Here is a 19,310-nt window from a genome sequence, read left to right as displayed (position 1 = left end):
TCGCCGGAAGGCTCCGCGCAGACCTGAGCTGTGCCCTGGGTTGCTGCGCCCTGGGGTGTGCGGGTTCGGGGGTTGGTGGCGGTGTTCATGACCGTGAGCAGGTGTTCGTATTGCTCGGTGGTGGCGAAGATCTCCACATGCGCCAGGCCGTGTTTGGGGCGGCGCAGGAACGCTCCYTGGTGGTGGCGSAGGGATTCTTCGGACGGTTCCGGTCCGTCCTGGTCGATCGCCTCGATCCAGCGCCGGGCCACCCTGGCCAGGAAGTCCTGGTCGTTTTCCTCCGCGGTGCGGGCCAGGGCRTRTTCCATCTCCGTGGCCTTYTCCGGGCTGCACAACGGACGCACCTTCGCCACGGCCATCGTGATGATCCCGGCCGAGCGGGACCCGATCACCCCGGACGCCAGCGCCGCGGCSGTTTCCCCRTGCCGGGCAGGGACCGTTTGCCCGGTGAGGCTCCGGCCCGGCAGCAGCTCCCGGGCGAGGGCGAGCCGGTGCCTGGCCTCGGCGGCACCGATCCGCAGCAAGGACCGCAGGTGCTCGGCCGTGGACCTGAACTCCCCGCCCCGGGCGCTGCCCGTTCCCGGGGAAGGAGCCGCACCGGCCTGCACGTCCGCGGGGCCCGCGGTGGTTCCGGACGTCCAGCCCGCGCCGGCGCCCGGATCCGCGCCGGCGGCCCAGCCCGTGGTCCAGCCCTGCCTGGCGGCGGTTTCATCGTTCCGGGCCCTGTCCAGCCCGGCAGCGGCGGCCACCTGGAGATAGTCCAGGGTCCGGGAGAGCTCCTCCACCCCGGACGCGAACGCAACAGCCTCTTCGAAACCCAGGACCCCGACGTCGTCCGCGGCTTTGTCCGCCAAAGACCTCGCTGCCGCCACGGCCCCGTCCAAAACGGCCAGCCGGCCGCCCCGCCCGCGCGGATCCACCAACACCAGCCCGCCCGGAGGCATGCCCGGGGCCCCGGCCAAGCGCCGACCACGGGCACGATGCGACGCCACGAAAAGCCCACCGGACCCAAGGCCCTGCCGGGTGTCGACGCATCCGATCGCTTCCATGGAAACACTCTGCCCGGAGGCTACGACATTTTTAGGCCTTCGCTCAGGATGCGCATTGCCTCATTTGAAAACTTACGCCTAGCGCCGCCATTCGAGAGTGTGGCGGCAGTTAGGGGTTATGCCCATTTTCATGGAGCTAACGACGGACCGGCAAAAAGCTCAGGACCTCTGCCCGCGAAACTTGACCGCGGTTACGGTTTGCTCCGCATAGTGTTCGCCGGATCCGTTGCGGCTTTCGCGCTGTCACCCAAAAGCGTCGCGGCGCCAGGCGTACTGCTTTCCCCCACAACCACGGCCAATACGCCGAGCCCGGCGTGGGCCGCGAGAACGGCCGGCAGTGCGCTGATCTGTGCAGGCGGGCAGTCGGGGCACCCCTCGCCGAGCCGGGCCGCGAGCCTCTCTGCCTCTGCCAGGTTTCCAAAGTGATGCACGGCGAGCCGCGATTGTCCTGGAGGCCGGGAATTGACATCGGCGGCAACGATTTCTTCCAGCCGGGCAACGGCCTTCGCAGCCGAGCGCACCTTCTCGAGCGGTACGATCTTGCCGTCGGCGACCGCAAGGATCGGCTTGATGGACAGCATTGTCCCGAGCCAAGACGCAGCAGTGCCGATACGACCCCCGCGCCTAAGCTGCTCAAGGCTCGGCACATAGAAGTAGACCTTGGTGCGGCCCAATCGCTCCTCGGCAAAGTGCCGGACTTCGGCTGCCGAACGGCCGTCCGCGGCGGCAACCAGCGCGCTTTGGACGCCCATGCCTTGAGCCATTCCTACGGTGCGGGAGTCAATGACTTCGACCGGAATGGAGACGCGTTGCGCAGCCAGCCTGGCGGCGTCCGCGGTGCCGGACAACCCAGCGGAGATGTGGATGGAGACGACGGCTTCGAAACCGCGGTCCCGTGCGGCGAGATAAGCCTGTTCGAACTGGCCGGGTGAAGGACGTGAAGTCTTTACGGACGATCCCGCGGCCAGGGCCAGCGCGAGCGTCTGGGTGATGTCGTCCTCCCCCTCGCCGTAGATCTCTTCGCCCACCATGACGGGCATCGGCACGACGGCGAGGCGGCCGTCCGCGACGAAAGCCTTGACCCACTCGGCCGGGAGAGCGGCAGCCGAGTCGGTGACGACGGCGATGCGCACGACGCGCGCCGGCTCTGCTCCGGCGCGTCCCGGCGTCGTGGACTGGCGCAGGCGGGCCAAACGTTCCTTGAGCCACAACCAAGCGGGTGGTTCGCGGTCCGTCAAGGGAGCCTCCTGGAGCTGGTGGCCGGCCGCCGGCAAGCGCCGGCGGCCGTTTCCCGACTAGGCCGGGACGATGTTCACCAGTTTAGGCGCGCGCACGATCACCGTGCGGATGCCGCGGCCATCGAGTGCACGCTGTACGTTTTCGCTTGCGAGAGCGAGCTCTCGCAGCTCATCCTCACTGATGTCCGGCGAGACGTCCAAACGGTCGCGGACCTTGCCCTGGACCTGCACGACGGCCGTCACGGTGTCCTGGACCAGAAGCGAAGGATCGTGGGAAGGCCAGCCGGCGTTCGCCACGGAGGCCGGGTGGCCCAACTGGTTCCACAGGTCCTCGGCCGTGTATGGCGCGAAGAGGCTCAGGATGACCGCCACGGCCTCGGCGGCTTCACGGACGGCGGGGTCTGCGCCACCGGCACCGGAGTCGATGGTCTTGCGGGTCGCGTTGACGAGCTCCATCAGCTTGGCGACCACGACGTTGAACTTGTTGTTGTCCAACAGCTCAGCGGCGTCGGCAATGGTCCTGTGGGTGACGGTGCGCAGCGTGCGGTCACCAGTGGAGACATCGACGCCGGGCTCGCTTGCGACATCCTGGCCAAGGCGCCAGGCGCGGGCGAGGAACTTCGCGGAGCCCGACGGCGAGACGTCCGCCCAGTCGACGTCGTCCTCCGGCGGCGACGCGAAGACCATGGTCAGGCGGACGGCGTCGACGCCGAACTTATCCAGTTGCTCGCCAAGGTCCACGCCGTTGCCGAGGGACTTGCTCATGGCCTTGCCGCCGTTGAGGACCTGCCCCTGGTTGAGCAAGGCGCTAAAGGGTTCGTCCGCGTCGAGCATGCCCATGTCGTGGATGACCTTGGTGAAGAATCGCGCGTACAGCAAGTGGAGGATGGCGTGCTCGACGCCGCCCACGTACTGGCCGACCGGCATCCAGTCGTTGATCTTGGCAGGATCGAACGGTCCCTCGGTGAAGTGCGGGGACACGAAGCGCAGGAAGTACCAGGAAGAGTCCACGAACGTGTCCATCGTGTCCGTGTCGCGCTGGGCGGCGCGTCCGCAGTTCGGGCACTCGACGTTGACCCATTCCAGCGCCGCGGCCAGGGGTGACGTGCCCCTCGGCGACAGCGCCTCGCCGCGCAGGTTTTCGGGCAGCGTGACAGGCAGCTGATCGTCCGGCACCGGCACTTCGCCGCATTCGGCGCAATGGATGATGGGGATCGGGGTACCCCAGAAACGCTGGCGGCTCAGGAGCCAGTCGCGCAGGCGGAAGTTGACGAACTTCTCCCCTGTACCCAACTTCTCCAGGATGTCGATGGCTGCGGGGATGGCATCGGCCTTGGACAAACCGTCCAGTTCGCCGGAGTTCATCAGGGTGCCCTCGCCGGCGGTCGCAATGCCGGTCTCCGCCGGATCTTCCCCGCTGGTGTTGAGGACCGGACGCACCGGCAGGTCAAACGCGCGGGCGAAGTCGAGGTCGCGCTGGTCGTGCGCAGGCACTGCCATGATGGCGCCCGTGCCGTAGTCGGCGAGCACGTAGTCGGCTGCCCACACGGGCAGTTTTTCGCCGTTGAGCGGGTTGATGGCGTAGCGGCCGGTGAACACGCCGGTCTTCTCGCGCTCAGTGGACTGGCGCTCGATGTCCGACAGGGCCTTGACCTTTTCGCGGTACGCCATGAGGGCATCGTGTTGTTCGGGCGTGACCAAGTCCAGCGCCAGGTGCGCGTCCGCGGCGACGACGAAGAACGTTGCCCCGTACAGGGTGTCCGGGCGCGTGGTGAAGACAGTGACTTCGCGTTCGGGGCGGCCGTCCGTGGCTTCGATCGCGAACCGGACGTGGGCACCCTCAGAGCGGCCAATCCAGTTGCGCTGCATTGCCAGCACCCGCTCGGGCCAGTGTCCCTGGAGCTCGGACATGTCGTCGAGCAAACGGTCGGCATAATCGGTGATCTTGAAGTACCACTGATTCAGGGACTTCTTCGTGACAGGGGTCCCGCAGCGTTCGCACGCGCCGTTGACTACCTGCTCGTTCGCCAGGACGGTCAGGTCCTTCGGGCACCAGTTAACCGGGGAATCCTTGCGGTAGGCCAGCCCGCGCTCGTAGAACCGCTTGAACAGCCACTGCGTCCAGCGGTAGTACTCCGGGTCCGAAGTGTGCAGCCGGCGGGACCAGTCGGCAGAGATCGCGTAACGCTTGAACGACGCGGCCTGCGTGTCGATGTTTGCGTACGTCCACTCGCTGGGGTGTGCGTTGCGCTTGATGGCGGCGTTCTCCGCGGGCAGGCCGAAGGAGTCCCAGCCGATGGGGTGCAGGACGTCGAAACCCTTCTGGCGGAGGTATCGCGCCACGACGTCGCCCATCGCGAAGGCCTCAGCGTGGCCCATGTGGAGGTCGCCTGAAGGGTACGGGAACATGTCCAGGACGTAGCGCCGCTCGCGGGAGCCGTCGTCGACAGGAGTGAAGACTTTGAGGTCTTCCCAGACCTGCGGCCACTTGGCCTCCATCGAGGCGAAGCTGTAGACACCCTCCTCGGGCGTCTCGCCTGCCACTGTTGACTGTGCTCCGGTTTCTGTCTCCGGCTGAACGCTCACTGCTGCCCTCTTCTGTTCTTCCATGACGGTTTTGCCTCCTGCTCCGGGCCCCGGAAGGTCCCGGACACACAAAAGCCCCTCGGCAAGGAGGGGCGGCCGCTCGGTTCGCGATGCTTTAGATCGACGTATACCGGGCGGCTAGCTAAGCAGAAGGATCGCACGCATAAAGCCACCTTACCGCACCAAGCCCTTGGCGTGGATTCAAGGGGCACTACGCGCAGGTGAGGGTTGAAGGAGGCCGCACTTCGCCCGGGTGTGGTGGGCACCGCGAAGCGGGCGGGGAAAGTGCGGCCTCCCTCAACCGAGGTGAGACCTACTTAACGTCCTCGTCCACCCAATCCATGGACTTGGTAACAGCCTTCTTCCACAGGCGCATCTGCCGCTCCTGCTCTTCGGCCGGAAGCTGCGGCTCCCAGCGCTTGTCCTCGCCCCAGTTGGAGCTGAGTTCGCCGAGGTCTTTCCAGAAGCCGACGGCGAGGCCCGCCGCGTAAGCGGCACCCAAGGCCGTGGTTTCCACGACCTTCGGACGGACCACAGGCACGCCCAGGATGTCGGCTTGGAATTGCATGAGCGCCTCATTGGCGACCATTCCGCCGTCGACCTTCAACTCAGTCAGCGGAACGCCCGAGTCCGCGTTGACGGCGTCGAGCACCTCGCGGGTCTGGAATGCGGTGGCCTCGAGTGCCGCGCGGGCGATGTGGCCCTTGTTGGCAAAACGGGTTAGGCCAACGATGGCACCGCGGGCGTCGGCGCGCCAGTACGGGGCGAACAGTCCGGAGAACGCGGGCACGATGTAGACACCGCCGTTGTCCTCGACGCCTGCCGCTAGCGTCTCCACTTCGGGAGCGGAGCTGATCAGGCCGAGGTTGTCGCGGAGCCACTGGATCAGTGATCCCGTGACGGCGATGGAGCCTTCCAATGCGTAGTGCGGTTTCGCGTCGCCCAGCTTGTAGCCCAGCGTGGTCAGCAGGCCGTTCTTCGAGTGGACGATCTCCTCGCCCGTGTTGAAGATCAGGAAGCAACCGGTGCCGTAGGTGTTCTTGGCTTCGCCCGCCTGGAACGCCGCCTGGCCGAAGGTTGCCGCCTGCTGGTCGCCCAGGATGCCTGCGACGGGCACTTCGCGCAGCAACTGCGAGGTGTGCACCGTGCCGTAGACCTCGGAGGAGGACTTGATGGCGGGCATCATTGACGCCGGCACGCCGAACGCGTCGAGGATGTCCGGGTCCCATTGCAAGGTGTCCAGGTCCATGAACAGGGTGCGCGAGGCGTTGGTGACGTCTGTGGCGTGTACGCCGCCGTCCACGCCGCCTGTCAGGTTCCACAGGACCCAGCAGTCGGTGTTGCCGAAGATGAGGTCCCCGGCTTCGGCCTTGGCCCGCGCTCCTTCAACGTTGTCCAGGATCCACTTGATCTTGGTTCCGGAGAAGTAGGTTGCCAGGGGAAGGCCGACCTTTTGCTTGAAGCGCTCTGGGCCGCCGTCCTGGGCCAGCTCGTCCACGATGGACTGCGTGCGGGTGTCCTGCCAGACGATCGCGTTGTAAATGGGCTCGCCCGTGTTCTTGTCCCACACGACGGCGGTTTCGCGCTGGTTGGTGATGCCGACGGCTGCGATGTCGTGCCGGGTCAGGTTGGCCTTCGACAACGCAGAGCCGACGACCTCCCTGACGTTGTCCCAAATCTCCACCGGGTTGTGCTCTACCCAACCGGCTTGGGGGAAGATCTGCTCGTGCTCCATTTGGCCGGTGGAGACAATGTTGCCTGAGTGATCGAACACGATGGCACGCGAGCTGGTGGTTCCCTGGTCAATGGCGATGACGTATTGCGACATTTTGACGTCCTTGTCTGCTTGCTTTGGTGTGGATGCGGTGTAGGTACTGAGCGGTTTGCTACTTGGCGACAGTGGCCATGATCGGTATGGAGTGGGCGACGAGTCCGGCGATGGTTCCACCCAGGAGCGGGCCGACAATCGGAACCCAGGAGTAGGCCCAGTCGCTGGAGCCCTTGCCCTTGATCGGCAGAAGTGCGTGGGCGATACGCGGACCGAGGTCACGGGCGGGGTTGATTGCATAGCCCGTCGGGCCGCCAAGGGACGCGCCGATGCCGACGACGAGCAATGCCACCGCGAGCGGCCCTAGGCCGGAGGGAGTGCCGCCGAAGGTCAGGATCACGAAGACCAGTACAAACGTGGCGATGATTTCGGTGACGAGGTTCCAGGGGTACGAGCGGATGGCCGGTCCCGTGGAGAATACGGCGAGTTTGCTGGCTGCCAAGGGCTCGGCGTCGAAGTGCTGCTTGTGCGCGAGCCAGGCGAAGACAGCGCCTAGGAAGGCGCCGAGCAGTTCTCCACCGAAGTAGGTGAACGTGGATGCCGCACTTACGGCCACACCGGGGGCGAACTCGGCCTTACCGTCAACCAGGAGACCAAGCGTGACCGCCGGATTCAGGTGCGCACCGGACATGGCCGCTACGTAAACGCCGGCAAATACTGCGATGCCCCAGCCAAAATTCACCATCAGGAACCCGCCGCTGTTGCCCTTTGTGCCCTTGAGCGCGACGTTTGCCACAACGCCGCAGCCAAGGAGGGTAAGCATTCCGGTTCCGAACACTTCGGAAAGGAAAACAATTCCGAGAGACATCTTTGACTCCTCATTTTCTTCTGTTGTCAGCCCTGCAGGTTTTGTGGGGGCCGTTGGGACGGCGTCTGTTAGCGCCGTCCCGATTGCGGTCCCCCCCTTCCGGAGCGGAAGACCGCAACCCTTGTGTCCAGGCTTCTTGGCCGGAACAATCAAGCTGATGTGACGTACATTACGTTCATGCGACGAGGCTGTGAACAGTCACGCCATGAAAACGTAGAAGCACCTCCTGGGCATGCTGGATTTCCGCTTGACGCTTCGCCGAATCCCAGCCAAGCTGCGTGGCGAGGACTTCGGCGATTTCGTTCAGGAGCTCTCCGGTCACGAGTCCCCGGAAGGCCAGCGAGGTGCGGCGGATGAGGACATCCACGAGGTGCCCGATTTGTTCGTTGGCGGCCATGAACTCGAGTTCCCGGACGCTGAGCTCGTTCGTGGAGCGGAGCTTCCGGTCTTCGCCTGCCCCGAGGTAGGCGATGACGTCCTCGGCGCGCGTGCCGTAGCGGGTCAACAGGCCGCTGACCCGGTCGGCGTCGAGCCCGGGAGCCATGTGCTTCTTGACCCAGTCCTGGATTCCGTCTTCGCTGTCCGGGAAATCCAAGCCGCCTCCGATGGCGAGTTTCGCCGTCGAGACCTTCCGCTCCAAGCCCAGCTCGCGGAGGACGTCGTTGCTCAGGTGTTCGGCGAGGGCCCGGAAAGTGGTCCACTTGCCACCGATCAATGAGAGTACGACGGCGGCCTTGCCGCCTTGGGCGGCCGCGGCACCGGAGGCTTCCCGTCCGCTTCGCTCGATGCGGTAGTCGCGGGATACGAAGCCCGGCTGCGTGTCATCGTGGCGGGGAAGCGGCCGAACGCCGGCGAAGCTGTAGACGATGTGGCTGCGCTCAACCTTGATGGAGGGGAAGACGTGGCCGACCAGGTCGAAGAAGTAGTCGATCTCGGCTTCGGTGCACACGGCATCCTGCGCCATGTCCGCCTCGACGTCGGTGGTGCCCACCAGGACGCGGTCACCCATGGGGTAGATCAGGACGATCCGCCCGTCGGTGTGTTCGAAGAAGATCTCACGGCCGCCGCACGCTGCGAGCAATTCCGGGTGGTCCAGGACGATATGGGATCCCTTGGTTCCGCCCATGAAGCGGCTCGCGGCACCCATCGCCGCGTTGGTGAGGTCAACCCAGGCGCCGGTGGTGTTGACGATCACGTCGGCCTGGAAGCTGAATTCCTCGCCAGTGAGCTCATCGCGCAGCAAAACAGCGCCGGCTGAGTCGTCCGCGGAGGCCATCGAAACAAGGGAGACGTAGTTGCTGGCCCGGGCGCTGCCGCCCGGCAAGCCGCTTCCGATGCCCGCCTTTTCGCCGTCCTGCAGCACATCGAGCGTCAGGCGCTCCGGGTTGTGCACGGACGCGTCGAAGTAGGTGGCTGCGTATTTGATGCCGGGGTGCAACCGGGGCAACTCAGCCAGGGCCTTCTCCTTGCCACGGAACTGATGGCGGGGGACGCTGCCGCCGTCGCGGGAGAAGAAGTCGTACATGCTCAAGCCGAGCTTGATGAGGAAGGCGCCGCGCTCCTTCGGCTTGCCTTGCTTGTGCGTGAGGAAGCGGGTGGGGGCGGAAAGTATTCCGGAGAAGGTGCTGAAGATCGGGATGGTCGTCTGCAGGGGCTTGACGTAGTGCGGAGCGATCTTCAAAAGTCGGTTGCGCTCGACCACGGATTCCTGGACGAGGCGGAATTCCCCGTTCTCGAGGTAGCGGATGCCGCCGTGGATCATGTGGGATGACGCTCCGCTGGCGCCCTGGCAGTAATCGCCGCGTTCCACGAGGGCGACGTCCACGCCTTGGAGTGCCAAATCGCGGAAGGTTCCGACGCCGTTGATGCCGCCCCCGATGATCAGCACCTGGGCCTGCGGCCGTTCGCGGAGTGCCGAAACCGAAGCCCGACGTGGTGATTCTGCTGAGGAACCGGAATTGCTGGTGTATCCCAAAACTGCTCCCTTGGGCTTTGGTGTATGCGCTGCATCACTTGACGTCGCACCTTGCACAACTATTCTTCGAAGGAATGGAAAATGAAATCAAGCTAGTTGCACAAACGTGCAGAACGGAATTGAGATGCCACGATCACGACATTCAGAGGCCCTCCGGGCGGCACAGATGTACTACCTCCAGGACCTCACCATGGACGCCATTGCCCGCGAGCTTCGGACCTCGCGGTCAACCGTTTCCCGCTTGCTGTCTTCGGCCCGCGAGTCGGGACTGGTCCAGATCCAGATCCGCAGTCCCCTGGATTCCGCCCCTGAACTGGAGCGCATGATCCGCAACCACTACGGGGTCGATGTGCACGTGGTGCCCGTCCTGGACACCTTGAACGAGGCGGAAACCCTTGACCGGGTGGCGACGCAGGCGGCAAAGACCATTGGTCCCCTGGTGGATTCCAACGCCATCATCGGCGTGGCCTGGGGTGCCACCATCAGTGCCGTCAGCAGGCACCTGACACGCAAGATCACGCACGGCAGCACCATCGTGCAGCTCAACGGCGCCGGCAACATGCAGACCACCGGCATTACTTATGCCAGCGACATCATGCGCCGTTTCGGCATCGCCTTTGGTGCGCGGGTAGAACAGTTCCCGGTGCCCGCCTTCTTCGACCATGCCTCCACGAAGACCGCCATGTGGAATGAGCGCAGCGTCCAACGCGTGCTCGATCTGCAAGCCAGGATGAGCATCGCCATCTTCGGTGTCGGCTCGGTGCATTCGGACTACCCCAGCCACGTCTACGCAGGTGGGTACCTCGATGAAACGGACTTGAACTTGTTGGCCAGCTCGGACGTCGTGGGCGACGTTGCCACCGTCTTTTTCCGCGCCGACGGCTCTTCCGACGGCATCACCCTCAACGAGCGGTCAACCGGCCCAAGCCACGAGCAACTACGGCAGGTGCGTCGCCGGATCTGCGTCGTCTCTGGTGCATCCAAGATCAACGGGCTTCGCGGAGCACTCGAAGCGAAACTGGCAACAGATCTGATCCTGGACGAGGCCACGGCGAAGCGCCTGGTCAGTTTCGGCAGCCCTTCCTGAATAATTGAAGGACCCTGAAACATTCCCGGCATCGAGGTAGGTAGAGTCTTGGCTATGAAACCCTCGCCTAGGCTCAGTCTCAACAATGGTGTCTTGATTGACCAGTTGGGGTTCGGGCTCTACAAGGTGCCGCCGGCGGATGCCACTTCTTTGGTCGCCACTGCGCTGGGCGCCGGCTACAGGCATTTCGATACAGCGTCCATGTACGGCAACGAGACCGGGGTCGGACGCGGCATCGGCAGTGCGGTCATACCCCCGCCCGGCATCGACAGCAACACGGGAGGCTCCGGGGAAGGAACTCACGGCCTCTCCCGCGAAGACGTCTTTGTCACCACCAAGCTCTGGAACGACGACCAGGGGTACGACTCCACGCTGCGCGCCTTCGATACCTCCATGGCCAATCTCGGCCTCGACTACGTCGACCTGTACCTGATCCATTGGCCTTGCGCTGGGCGTGGATTGTTCCAGGAGAGCTACCGGGCAATGGAAACCCTGTACCGTGAGGGCCGGGTGCGCGCGATCGGCGTCTCCAACTTCCAGCCGGCCCACCTCGAAGCGCTCATGCAAAAAGCCGAAGTGGTTCCTGCGGTGAACCAGATTGAGCTGCACCCGTGGTTGCAGCAGACCAGGCTCCGGACCCTCCACGAGCAGTTGCGCATCCGCACGGAGGCGTGGAGCCCGTTGGGGCGTGGCCAGGTCCTCCAGGATCCGGCAGTCAGTGCTCTCGCGGATAAATATGGAAAGACACCTGCCCAAATCATCATCCGCTGGCACCTCCAGCTCGGAAATATCGTGATTCCCAAAGCCAGTACCGCGGCACGCATCCAGGAGAACTTCGACGTCTTCGGCTTCGAGCTTGATGCCGACGACATGGATGGCTTGGCCGCCCTCGAACGCCACCACCGCACCGGGTCACACCCGGACAACGTCAACTAGGACCTGCCGAATGGAACAAGTGGACACCAACCACTCCCCCGAACCCGCACCAGCCTCCCTACGGGAGTTCTTCAGCAAGGCCTTGGCCTCTAGGACGAGTGCCTCGGACATCGACCTCGACGGCAGCAACGTCGCCTATTGGTGCTACGAACCGGTCACGGTGACCCCGGCGACGCGCACCATACTGGTCATTCACGGTTTCCGCGGCGACCACCACGGCCTGCTCCGCGTAGTGGACCACCTGCCGGAAATGCGCGTCATCATGCCCGACCTTCCCGGCTTTGGCAGCTCGGAGCCTTTCGCCGGAGACACCCACACCGTGGAACGCTACGGGAAGTTCATCACCGGTTTCATGGCGGCCTTGGGCCTCGGAGCGGACACAGTTCTCTTGGGGCACTCCTTCGGATCCATCGTCGCCAGCCACTTCGCCGCCGCGAACCCGGGCGCCATCCGCCCGCTGATCCTGGTCAATCCCATCGCCGCCCCCGCGCTTGAGGGCCCCAAAGGCCTCATGACCAAGCTCGCGGTCCTGTACTACCAGGTCTCCGCCAAGCTCCCGCGCCGGCTTGGACTCGCCGTCTTGCGCAGCCGCCTCATTGTCCGCGTCATGAGCGCCGCGATGGCCAAGACCCGGGACAAGGAACTCCGGGCCTTTGTCCATGGCCAGCACGATGCGTACTTCTCCGCGTTCGCCGACCGCGCTAGCCTGCTGGAGTCTTTCCGGGCTTCGGTGTCCAGCCATGTGGCCGAGGTCGCCGGGCAATTGGACCTTCCTGTGTTGTTGGTGGCCGGCGAGAAAGACGAGATCGCGCTGCTCAAGGACCAGCACAAGCTACTGGAGATGCTCCCGGACGGCGCGCTGGAAGTGATTCCCGACGTCGGGCATTTGATCCATTACGAGACACCGGCGCCGGCCGCCGCCGCCATCCGCAGTTTCCTGGAGGAACACCCCGCGTGAAAATCGTCATAGATGCCCGCTTCACCCGCACGGACCATCATGACGGGATCAGCCGCTACGGATCGAGCCTCATCGCGGCGACGTCCAAGATCGCGGATGTCACCATGCTCATCAGTGACAAGCGCCAATTGGCGCTCCTCCCGGACGTCCCCTACGTTCACATCAGCAGCCCGCTGTCCCCCCGCGAACTGTTCGTGGCGCGTGAAGTCAACAAGCTCGGCGCCGACGTCGTGGTCTGCCCCATGCAGACCATGGGAACCTGGGGCCGCAAGTACGGGCTGGTCCTGACCCTGCACGACCTCATCTACTATGAGCACCCTGCCCCTCCGGGCTTCCTGCCCGCACCCGTGCGGCTGCTCTGGCGGCTCTACCACAAGGCCTACTGGCCGCAGCGATTGCTTCTCAACCGGGCCGACATTGTGGCGACCATCAGCCACACCACCGAGTCGCTCATGGCGAAGTTCAATCTCACGCGCCGCCCGGTCCGGATCGTGGGCAACGCGCCACAGCCGGGCCAGAAGCCGCGCGATCCCGCAGCCGGCGCCGAGAAATCCCTGCTCTACATGGGCTCTTTCATGCCCTACAAAAACGTGGAGACCATGATCCAGGGAATGGCCGATTTGCCAGGATTCACGCTGCATCTGCTCAGCAGGATCACCCCCCAGCGCCGTGCGGAGCTGGAGCCCCTGGTCCCGCCTGGCGCCCAGGTCGAGTTCCACAACGGCGTCACGGATGCCGAATACGATTCCCTCCTGCTCCGGGCCACCGCCCTCGTCAGCCTGTCCAAGGCAGAAGGTTACGGGCTGCCCCTGGTCGAGGCGATGGCACTTGGCACTCCCGTGATCGCCAGCGACACCCCCATCTTCCGTGAGGTCGGCGGGGACGCCGTGAGCTACGTACACCCCGAATCGCCCGGCGAGTTCGCCGCAGCGGTCAAGGCCCTTGAAGACGGCGAATTGTGGCAGGCACGGTCGCGCCGCTCCGTGGAACGCGCGGCTGATTTCAATTGGGACGAGTCTGCGCGCCAACTGCTGGCGGTGGCCGAAGAGATCGTTGCGATGCGGAGCCGCAAACGGCGCTGAGGACGCTAGAGGACGTCGACGCCGTCGAGCCGCAGTTGCACCGGTCCTGAGGTGCGCTTCGCCGCACTGGCGGCTTTGACGGCCCTCATGGAACGGGTGGCAACGGCTGCTTGGGCATACGGAATGAAGATCAGCGTCCGGACGTCCGGATCGTCGTCCCTCCCTGAAGCGCGCTGCGCCGATAGTGCAAGGGAGACCGGCGCTGGGCCCGCAGTGCGGAGCTGGATGGTGTCGGCCAGGCTTTCGGTGAAATGCACGACGTCGGCCCGCTTGCCCGTCACTGAGGCGATCCGCACGGCGGGCGGTAACTGGAGTTCCTGCCGCAGTGCCAGTTCTCGGGAGGCATATCCAGCGGGGTCCCAGCGCAGCAGGGCACCCGTCGCGGCGGTGTCGTCTGCGGTGACAACGACGAGCCCGCCTTCGTTCGCGGGCCGCACGAGGGCCGCGGCATTGAACCATCGCCGAACGGTGTCCTCCCCGGCACGCAGGTTTTCCCTGCGCAGGAGCGAATTGCCATCCAGGAGCAGCGCCGCTGCGTAGCCGCCGGCTGCGATCGGCTCAGCCCCCACGGTCGCCACCACCAGGGCGCGGGCATCGGACACTGTGGCTTTGACTTGGTCTCCCGACGATGTCACCACAGCCTTGCCTGGAAAAGCCCTGCCCAGTTCTTCCGCTGTCCGCAGCACACCGGCTGCGCCTCTGCGAAGGCGGCCTGCGCCGCAATGCCGGCAGCGCCATTCCGGGGCCGGCGTGGAGCACCAGCGGCACTGCGGCAGGGCCGATTGTCCGGCGATTGCGAGGGGTCCCTGGCAGTTGTTGCACCTGGCGGTTTCGCGGCACTCCTCGCAGACAAGGGAGGGGGCGTAGCCGGCCCGGGCCACCTGCACCAGGACGGGGCCGCGTTCCAGTCCCTCTTTGGCGGCCCGCCAGGCGGCGCCGGGCAATCGTGCGATCTTCGCCAAGGGGTCGTGCTCCTGCTCGAAGCTGTCAGCCGTATTGAGCACCCGGGGCGTCCTGGCGCGGACCACTTGCCGGGGAGCTTCCACCGGCACGGCCCACCCGCCCTCAACGAGCCGTTGAAGCTCGGTGCTGCGGCTATGCGCAGCCATGAGGCACGCCGCTGATTCCTGTTCGGAACGCAAGAGCAGGATTTCCCTGGTGTGGGCGTAGGGAGCGCGCTGGTCAATGTGGAGGTCGTCGCCGTCGTCCCAGCACACCACGAGGCCAAGGTCCTGCACCGGAGCGTACGCGGCGGAGCGGGTGCCGACAGCCACCTGTGCCGCGCCGCTGAGGAGCCGGAGGTAGCTCCGGTACCGCGGCGTCTGGCCGTCGTCGGCCGTCAGCCGCGCGACGTCTCCTGGTGGCAGGACAGCGCGCAGTGCCGCCTCCATGCGGTCGAGATCACGATAGTCGGGAACGACGACGACGGCGCCCCGCCCTGAGGAGCGGACTGCCGCCACCGCGGATGCCACGAGCTCGGGCCAGCCTGCGGTTCCAAAACCCTGCGTTGCCGTCAAGACCGCGCGGGGTGAGCCACCCCCGGCCAGGTGTTGCAAGTATGGCGCTCCGTTGGTGTAGGAAGCCCACGCCGCGTGCGCCTGCGAGGCCGAGCCCTGGGGCGCCTCGGTGTGTTCGGCAGGGGTGGCCGGCTCGTCCGAAAGGGAATCGCCGGACAGGAGCAGCTTCTCCAGCCGCGCGACGCGGGGCGGAATGGCGGTCCGGAGGACATCGCTGAGCGTTCCGGCGTAGCGGGCCGCGACACTCGTGGCAAGGTCCAGCAACGCCGGAGTCAGCACCGGGACGGCTGAAACCACCTTAAGAAGGGGAGTCAGGGCATGCCCGGCTTCCGACGATTCCATGCGCTCCAGGACGTAGCCGCTGAGTTCCTGGCCGCTGAAGCGGACTTTGACCCGGACGCCTGCCAGGGCCGTCTTCTCCAACTCGGCCGGGACACTGTAGTCAAAGGGCCTGTCGAGATGCGGCAAGGATGATTCGATCAAGATCCGCGCCACCGGGTTGCTCGCCGCGAGCGGCGGCCCGCCGACGTCGTTCGCGCGCGAGGGGAAGCCTTGGAGCAAGGACGGCTGATGGGCCGGCGAAGACGACACCATGGCAAACGGAAGCAGCGAACCATCGCTCATGCTTGTCACCTCCCTGGAGTGCCGGATGCCTTCGTCCAATCCAAGCAGGCCCCACCGACAATTCCGGATTCCGGCCGGCACCGACTGTCACGGGCAAGCCGATTCAGGCGTTGAAGAATTCCTTCAATTCGTCCACGCGGTCCAATCGTTCCCACGTGAAATCCGGCTCGTCGCGGCCGAAGTGGCCATGCGCCGCCGTCTTGGCGTAGATGGGGCGCTTGAGGTCGAGGGCGTCAATGATGGCGCGCGGACGGAGGTCGAAGATCTCCGCAATCGCTTCGCTGATCTTGGCCGGGTCGACAGTCTCGGTACCAAAGGTTTCCACGTAGGTACCCACCGGACGTGCCTGGCCGATCGCGTAGGCGATCTGGATTTCGGCCCGCTTGGCCAAGCCTGCTGCCACAACGTTCTTTGCTACCCAGCGCATCGCGTAGGCCGCCGAGCGGTCCACCTTCGACGGATCCTTGCCGGAGAAGGCACCGCCACCGTGGCGGGCCATGCCGCCGTACGTATCAACGATGATCTTGCGGCCTGTCAGCCCGGCATCGCCGACGGGACCGCCGATGACGAAGGCGCCGGCGGGATTCAGGATATTCGCGACGTGGGAGATATCCAGGTTGGCCGCAGCCAGGACGGGGTCGATCACGTGCGAGGCGAGATCGGCGCGCAAGAGATCGAGGTGGGTTCCCTCTGCGTGCTGGCTGGAGATAACCACCGTTTCAACGGAAACCGGACGGTCACGGTCGTAGCCGACCGTCACCTGGGTCTTGCCGTCGGGGCGCAAGTAGGCCAGTTCGCCGCTCTTGCGGACTTCGGTAAGGCGCTCCGAAAGGCGGTGTGCGAGCCAAATGGGCGTCGGCATGTAGGACGGGGTCTCATCGCTCGCGTAGCCGAACATGATGCCCTGGTCACCGGCGCCCTGAAGGTCGTAGTCGTCCTCCTGGCGGCCTTCGCGGGCTTCGAGCGAATTGAAGACGCCACCGGCGATGTCGTTGGACTGCTGTCCGATGGAGACAGACACCCCGCAACGGGCGCCGTCAAAGCCATTGGCCGACGAGTCGTACCCTATTCCGAGGATGGTCTCGCGGACGATCTGCGGGATTTCAACATACGCGTCCGTCGTGACTTCACCGGCTACATGCACCAAGCCCGTGGTGGCCATGGTTTCAACAGCCACGCGCGACTCAGGGTCTGCCGCCAGGAGCGCATCAAGGATGGCGTCGCTGATCTGGTCGCAGATTTTGTCCGGGTGCCCTTCCGTAACCGACTCCGAGGTGAAGAGCCGGAGCTTGGACGGGGTGCCGTGGGATTCATGGTGCAGCGGTAAAGTCACTCGACTACCTTACTCGGTTGGGGGCGGCCGGCTTCCGCCGTATGTCCCTATGCTAAGGATGGACCAGCCAGGAAATGAGCCTCGCCCGGCGCCTACGTCGCCGGGCGTACTCGGCTTAGTTCAGTGCTGATCCGGTCAATGACAGCGGCCGCGACGTCGGATTTGGAACCCGCCGCCGACTGCGGCGCCGCGCCATGGCCGGAGAGAATGATCACAGAGTTCTGGTCCTGGCCGAACACTCGCCCGACGCCGACCTGGTTGACCACCAAAAGGTCACAGCCTTTGCGTTTGAGCTTGGCGGTGGCGTGTTCCAGGACGTCGCCGTCTTCGTCCCCGGTTTCGGCCGCAAACCCGATGATCAACTGCGTGGATGCCGCGGCGTCGCGTCGCACTACCAGTTCATGCAGGATGTCCGGGTTCTGCACGAGGCGTACCACGGGGGCGTCGTTGCCGTTCACCTTCTTGATTTTCGTGTCTGAAACCTCGGCAGGACGGAAATCCGCGACAGCCGCGGCCATGATCACGACGTCGGAGCCGACGGCGGCTTCCAGCGCGGCGTCACGGAGCTCCAGTGCGGATTCAACCTGGACCAGTTCGACGCCGGCAGGTGCCTGGACGTCCATGTGGGCAGCGAGGAACCTCACACGCGCTCCTGCGTCAAGGGCCGCGGCGGCCAGCGCAACACCCTGCTTGCCGGAAGACCTGTTCCCAAGGAAACGGACCGGATCCAGGGCTTCCCGGGTGCCGCCTGCGGAAATCGTGATGGTGCGCCCTGCCAGGGGTTTGGGTCCAGCAAGCGGGGTTGAGGGCGAGGAGGCGTCGACCAAAGCCATGGCCGCCGCGAAGATCGCTTCCGGCTCGGGCAGCCTGCCCGGCCCGGAATCCGCTCCTGTCAGACGGCCCACCGCGGGTTCCAGGACGGTGATGCCCCTGCTGCGCAGTGTTTCCACATTCGCCTGGGTGGCTTGGTTGTGCCACATTTCGGTGTGCATCGCCGGAGCGAAAAGCACCGGACCATGCGCCATGAGCAGTGTGTTGGTGAGCAGATCCCCCGCTTGGCCGGTTGCCGCCTTGGCCAGCAGGTCGGCAGTTGCCGGGGCGACCACAATGAGATCCGCTTCATGGCCGAGGCGGACGTGGTTGACCTTCTCGACGTCGTCAAAGACGCTGTTGCTCACCGGATTGCCCGAGAGGGCCTCCCACGTAGCCACGCCGACAAAGCGGATGGCGGCCTCCGTGGGAATGACCGTGACGTTGTGTCCGGCTTCAGTAAAAAGCCGGAGGAGCGATGCAACCTTGTAGGCTGCGATCCCTCCCCCGACTCCGAGGACTATGCGCACGTGACCTCCGTCAACAGGCAGTCTGTTTACTCTGCGGGCTCGATGGGCGTGGAAACCAGCAGGCCTTCGTTGATCTCGCGCAGGGCGATGGAAAGCGACTTCTCGTTCAGCTTGGTGTCGACCAGCGGGCCAACGTACTCGAAGAGGCCCTCGTGCAGCTGGGCGTAGTACGCGTTGATCTGGCGCGCGCGCTTGGCGCCGAAAATCACCAGGCCGTACTTTGAATCGGCAGCAGCAAGCAGCTCGTCGATCGGCGGGTTGATGATGCCTTCAAGGTTCGTGGACACGAATTCTCCAAATTCTAACGGGCTGACAAGTGCTAGCGCTTAGCGCTGGTGCGGGGTAAGCCCCATGAGTGAAACAAGCTCGTCCGCTGCCCGGCGTACGTCGTCATTGATGACGGTGTGGTCAAACTCCGGTTCAGCGGCAAGTTCCAGTTTAGCGGTTTCCAGCCGTCGCTGCTGTTCCTCCGGGGTTTCGGTGCCGCGGCCCACCAAGCGGCGGACCATTTCGTCCCAGCTGGGCGGAGCGAGGAACACGAAGTTGGCGTCCGGAACTGCCGCCTTGACCTGGCGGGCGCCCTGCAGATCGATCTCCAACAGCACGGACTTGCCTTCGGCGATGGCAGCGTCCACGGTGCTGCGGAGCGTGCCGTAGCGGTTCTTTCCGTGGACGACGGCCCACTCAAGCAACTGGCCGTCCGCAACGAGTGCGTCGAATTCTTCGGCGGACTTGAAGTAGTAGTGGACACCGTCCTTCTCCCCCGGCCGCGGTGCGCGGGTGGTGGCTGAAACCGACAGCCAGACCTCGGGGTAATTGTCCCGGATGTATGTAGATACTGTTCCCTTGCCAACGGCAGTGGGGCCTGCGAGGACGGTCAGTCCCGGATTCTTGCTCACATCGTCCTTCGTGGAGATTCTATATATGCTGCGTATCTTCTAAACGCTGC

Annotated in this window: 15 protein-coding genes; 4 read left to right on the top strand and 11 right to left on the bottom strand. The window is 65.0% G+C overall.

The window, feature by feature from the left end:
* The 6 genes from AB4068_RS12825 to AB4068_RS12800 form a co-directional block, all read right to left on the bottom strand.
* On the bottom strand, positions 1-1,049 hold a 1,049-nt coding region (locus AB4068_RS12825; RefSeq protein ID WP_441433573.1), incomplete at its 3' end, for a DUF222 domain-containing protein.
* A gap of 191 nt (positions 1,050-1,240) precedes the next feature.
* Complete coding sequence (locus AB4068_RS12820; RefSeq protein ID WP_332602185.1) at positions 1,241-2,287, bottom strand: DegV family protein; 1,047 nt, start codon at positions 2,285-2,287, stop codon at positions 1,241-1,243.
* 57 nt (positions 2,288-2,344) lie between these two features.
* Complete coding sequence (leuS, locus tag AB4068_RS12815; protein WP_441433576.1) at positions 2,345-4,873, bottom strand: leucine--tRNA ligase; 2,529 nt, start codon at positions 4,871-4,873, stop codon at positions 2,345-2,347.
* Between the two features lie 313 nt (positions 4,874-5,186).
* Positions 5,187-6,701, bottom strand: a complete 1,515-nt coding sequence (gene glpK, locus AB4068_RS12810) for a glycerol kinase GlpK (protein ID WP_441433572.1) — start codon at positions 6,699-6,701, stop codon at positions 5,187-5,189.
* Between the two features lie 58 nt (positions 6,702-6,759).
* A complete protein-coding gene (locus AB4068_RS12805; protein WP_284989287.1) occupies positions 6,760-7,509 on the bottom strand; it encodes an MIP/aquaporin family protein in 750 nt (249 codons plus the stop codon).
* Between the two features lie 175 nt (positions 7,510-7,684).
* Positions 7,685-9,484 (bottom strand): glycerol-3-phosphate dehydrogenase/oxidase, encoded by a 1,800-nt coding sequence (locus AB4068_RS12800; RefSeq protein WP_441433571.1) that lies wholly within the window; start codon positions 9,482-9,484, stop codon positions 7,685-7,687.
* Between the two features lie 124 nt (positions 9,485-9,608).
* On the opposite strand from AB4068_RS12800, the gene AB4068_RS12795 reads away from it, so the two are divergent.
* Genes AB4068_RS12795 through AB4068_RS12780 form a run of 4 tightly spaced genes read left to right on the top strand, consistent with a single transcriptional unit; the run spans position 9,609 to position 13,547 of the window.
* Complete coding sequence (locus AB4068_RS12795; RefSeq protein WP_059389187.1) at positions 9,609-10,571, top strand: sugar-binding transcriptional regulator; 963 nt, start codon at positions 9,609-9,611, stop codon at positions 10,569-10,571.
* Positions 10,572-10,625: 54 nt separating this feature from the next.
* Positions 10,626-11,507, top strand: a complete 882-nt coding sequence (locus AB4068_RS12790; RefSeq protein WP_284989285.1) for an aldo/keto reductase — start codon at positions 10,626-10,628, stop codon at positions 11,505-11,507.
* Positions 11,508-11,517: 10 nt separating this feature from the next.
* A complete protein-coding gene (locus AB4068_RS12785) occupies positions 11,518-12,465 on the top strand; it encodes an alpha/beta fold hydrolase (protein WP_441433570.1) in 948 nt (315 codons plus the stop codon).
* Positions 12,462-13,547 (top strand): glycosyltransferase family 4 protein, encoded by a 1,086-nt coding sequence (locus AB4068_RS12780; protein ID WP_284989283.1) that lies wholly within the window; start codon positions 12,462-12,464, stop codon positions 13,545-13,547. Before AB4068_RS12785 ends, AB4068_RS12780 begins: the two co-directional genes overlap by 4 nt.
* Before the next feature lie 5 nt (positions 13,548-13,552).
* Here the strand turns inward: AB4068_RS12780 and AB4068_RS12775 are convergent, their stop codons facing one another.
* From AB4068_RS12775 to gmk, 5 genes are all read right to left on the bottom strand, one after another.
* Positions 13,553-15,658 carry a primosomal protein N' gene (locus tag AB4068_RS12775; RefSeq protein WP_441433575.1) on the bottom strand — a complete coding sequence of 702 codons (2,106 nt, stop codon included), beginning with the start codon at positions 15,656-15,658 and terminating at the stop codon, positions 13,553-13,555.
* A 133-nt stretch (positions 15,659-15,791) separates the two neighbouring features.
* Positions 15,792-17,021 carry a methionine adenosyltransferase gene (metK, locus tag AB4068_RS12770; protein WP_306959795.1) on the bottom strand — a complete coding sequence of 410 codons (1,230 nt, stop codon included), beginning with the start codon at positions 17,019-17,021 and terminating at the stop codon, positions 15,792-15,794.
* Between the two features lie 92 nt (positions 17,022-17,113).
* Positions 17,114-18,361 (bottom strand): bifunctional phosphopantothenoylcysteine decarboxylase/phosphopantothenate--cysteine ligase CoaBC, encoded by a 1,248-nt coding sequence (gene coaBC, locus AB4068_RS12765; protein ID WP_441433569.1) that lies wholly within the window; start codon positions 18,359-18,361, stop codon positions 17,114-17,116.
* A 26-nt stretch (positions 18,362-18,387) separates the two neighbouring features.
* The gene (rpoZ, locus tag AB4068_RS12760) at positions 18,388-18,648 is read right to left on the bottom strand and encodes a DNA-directed RNA polymerase subunit omega (RefSeq protein ID WP_028267125.1); all 261 of its coding nucleotides are present in this window, start codon (positions 18,646-18,648) and stop codon (positions 18,388-18,390) included.
* A 39-nt stretch (positions 18,649-18,687) separates the two neighbouring features.
* Positions 18,688-19,260: a guanylate kinase gene (gmk, locus tag AB4068_RS12755; protein WP_441433568.1), complete on the bottom strand. Its 573-nt coding sequence runs from the start codon at positions 19,258-19,260 to the stop codon at positions 18,688-18,690.
* Between the last annotated feature and the right edge of the window lie 50 nt (positions 19,261-19,310).

The sequence above is a fragment of the Arthrobacter sp. 2RAF22 genome (genome assembly GCF_052115325.1).
GTDB lineage: Bacteria > Actinomycetota > Actinomycetes > Actinomycetales > Micrococcaceae > Arthrobacter.
This window is presented reverse-complemented; position numbering and strand designations above follow the sequence as displayed.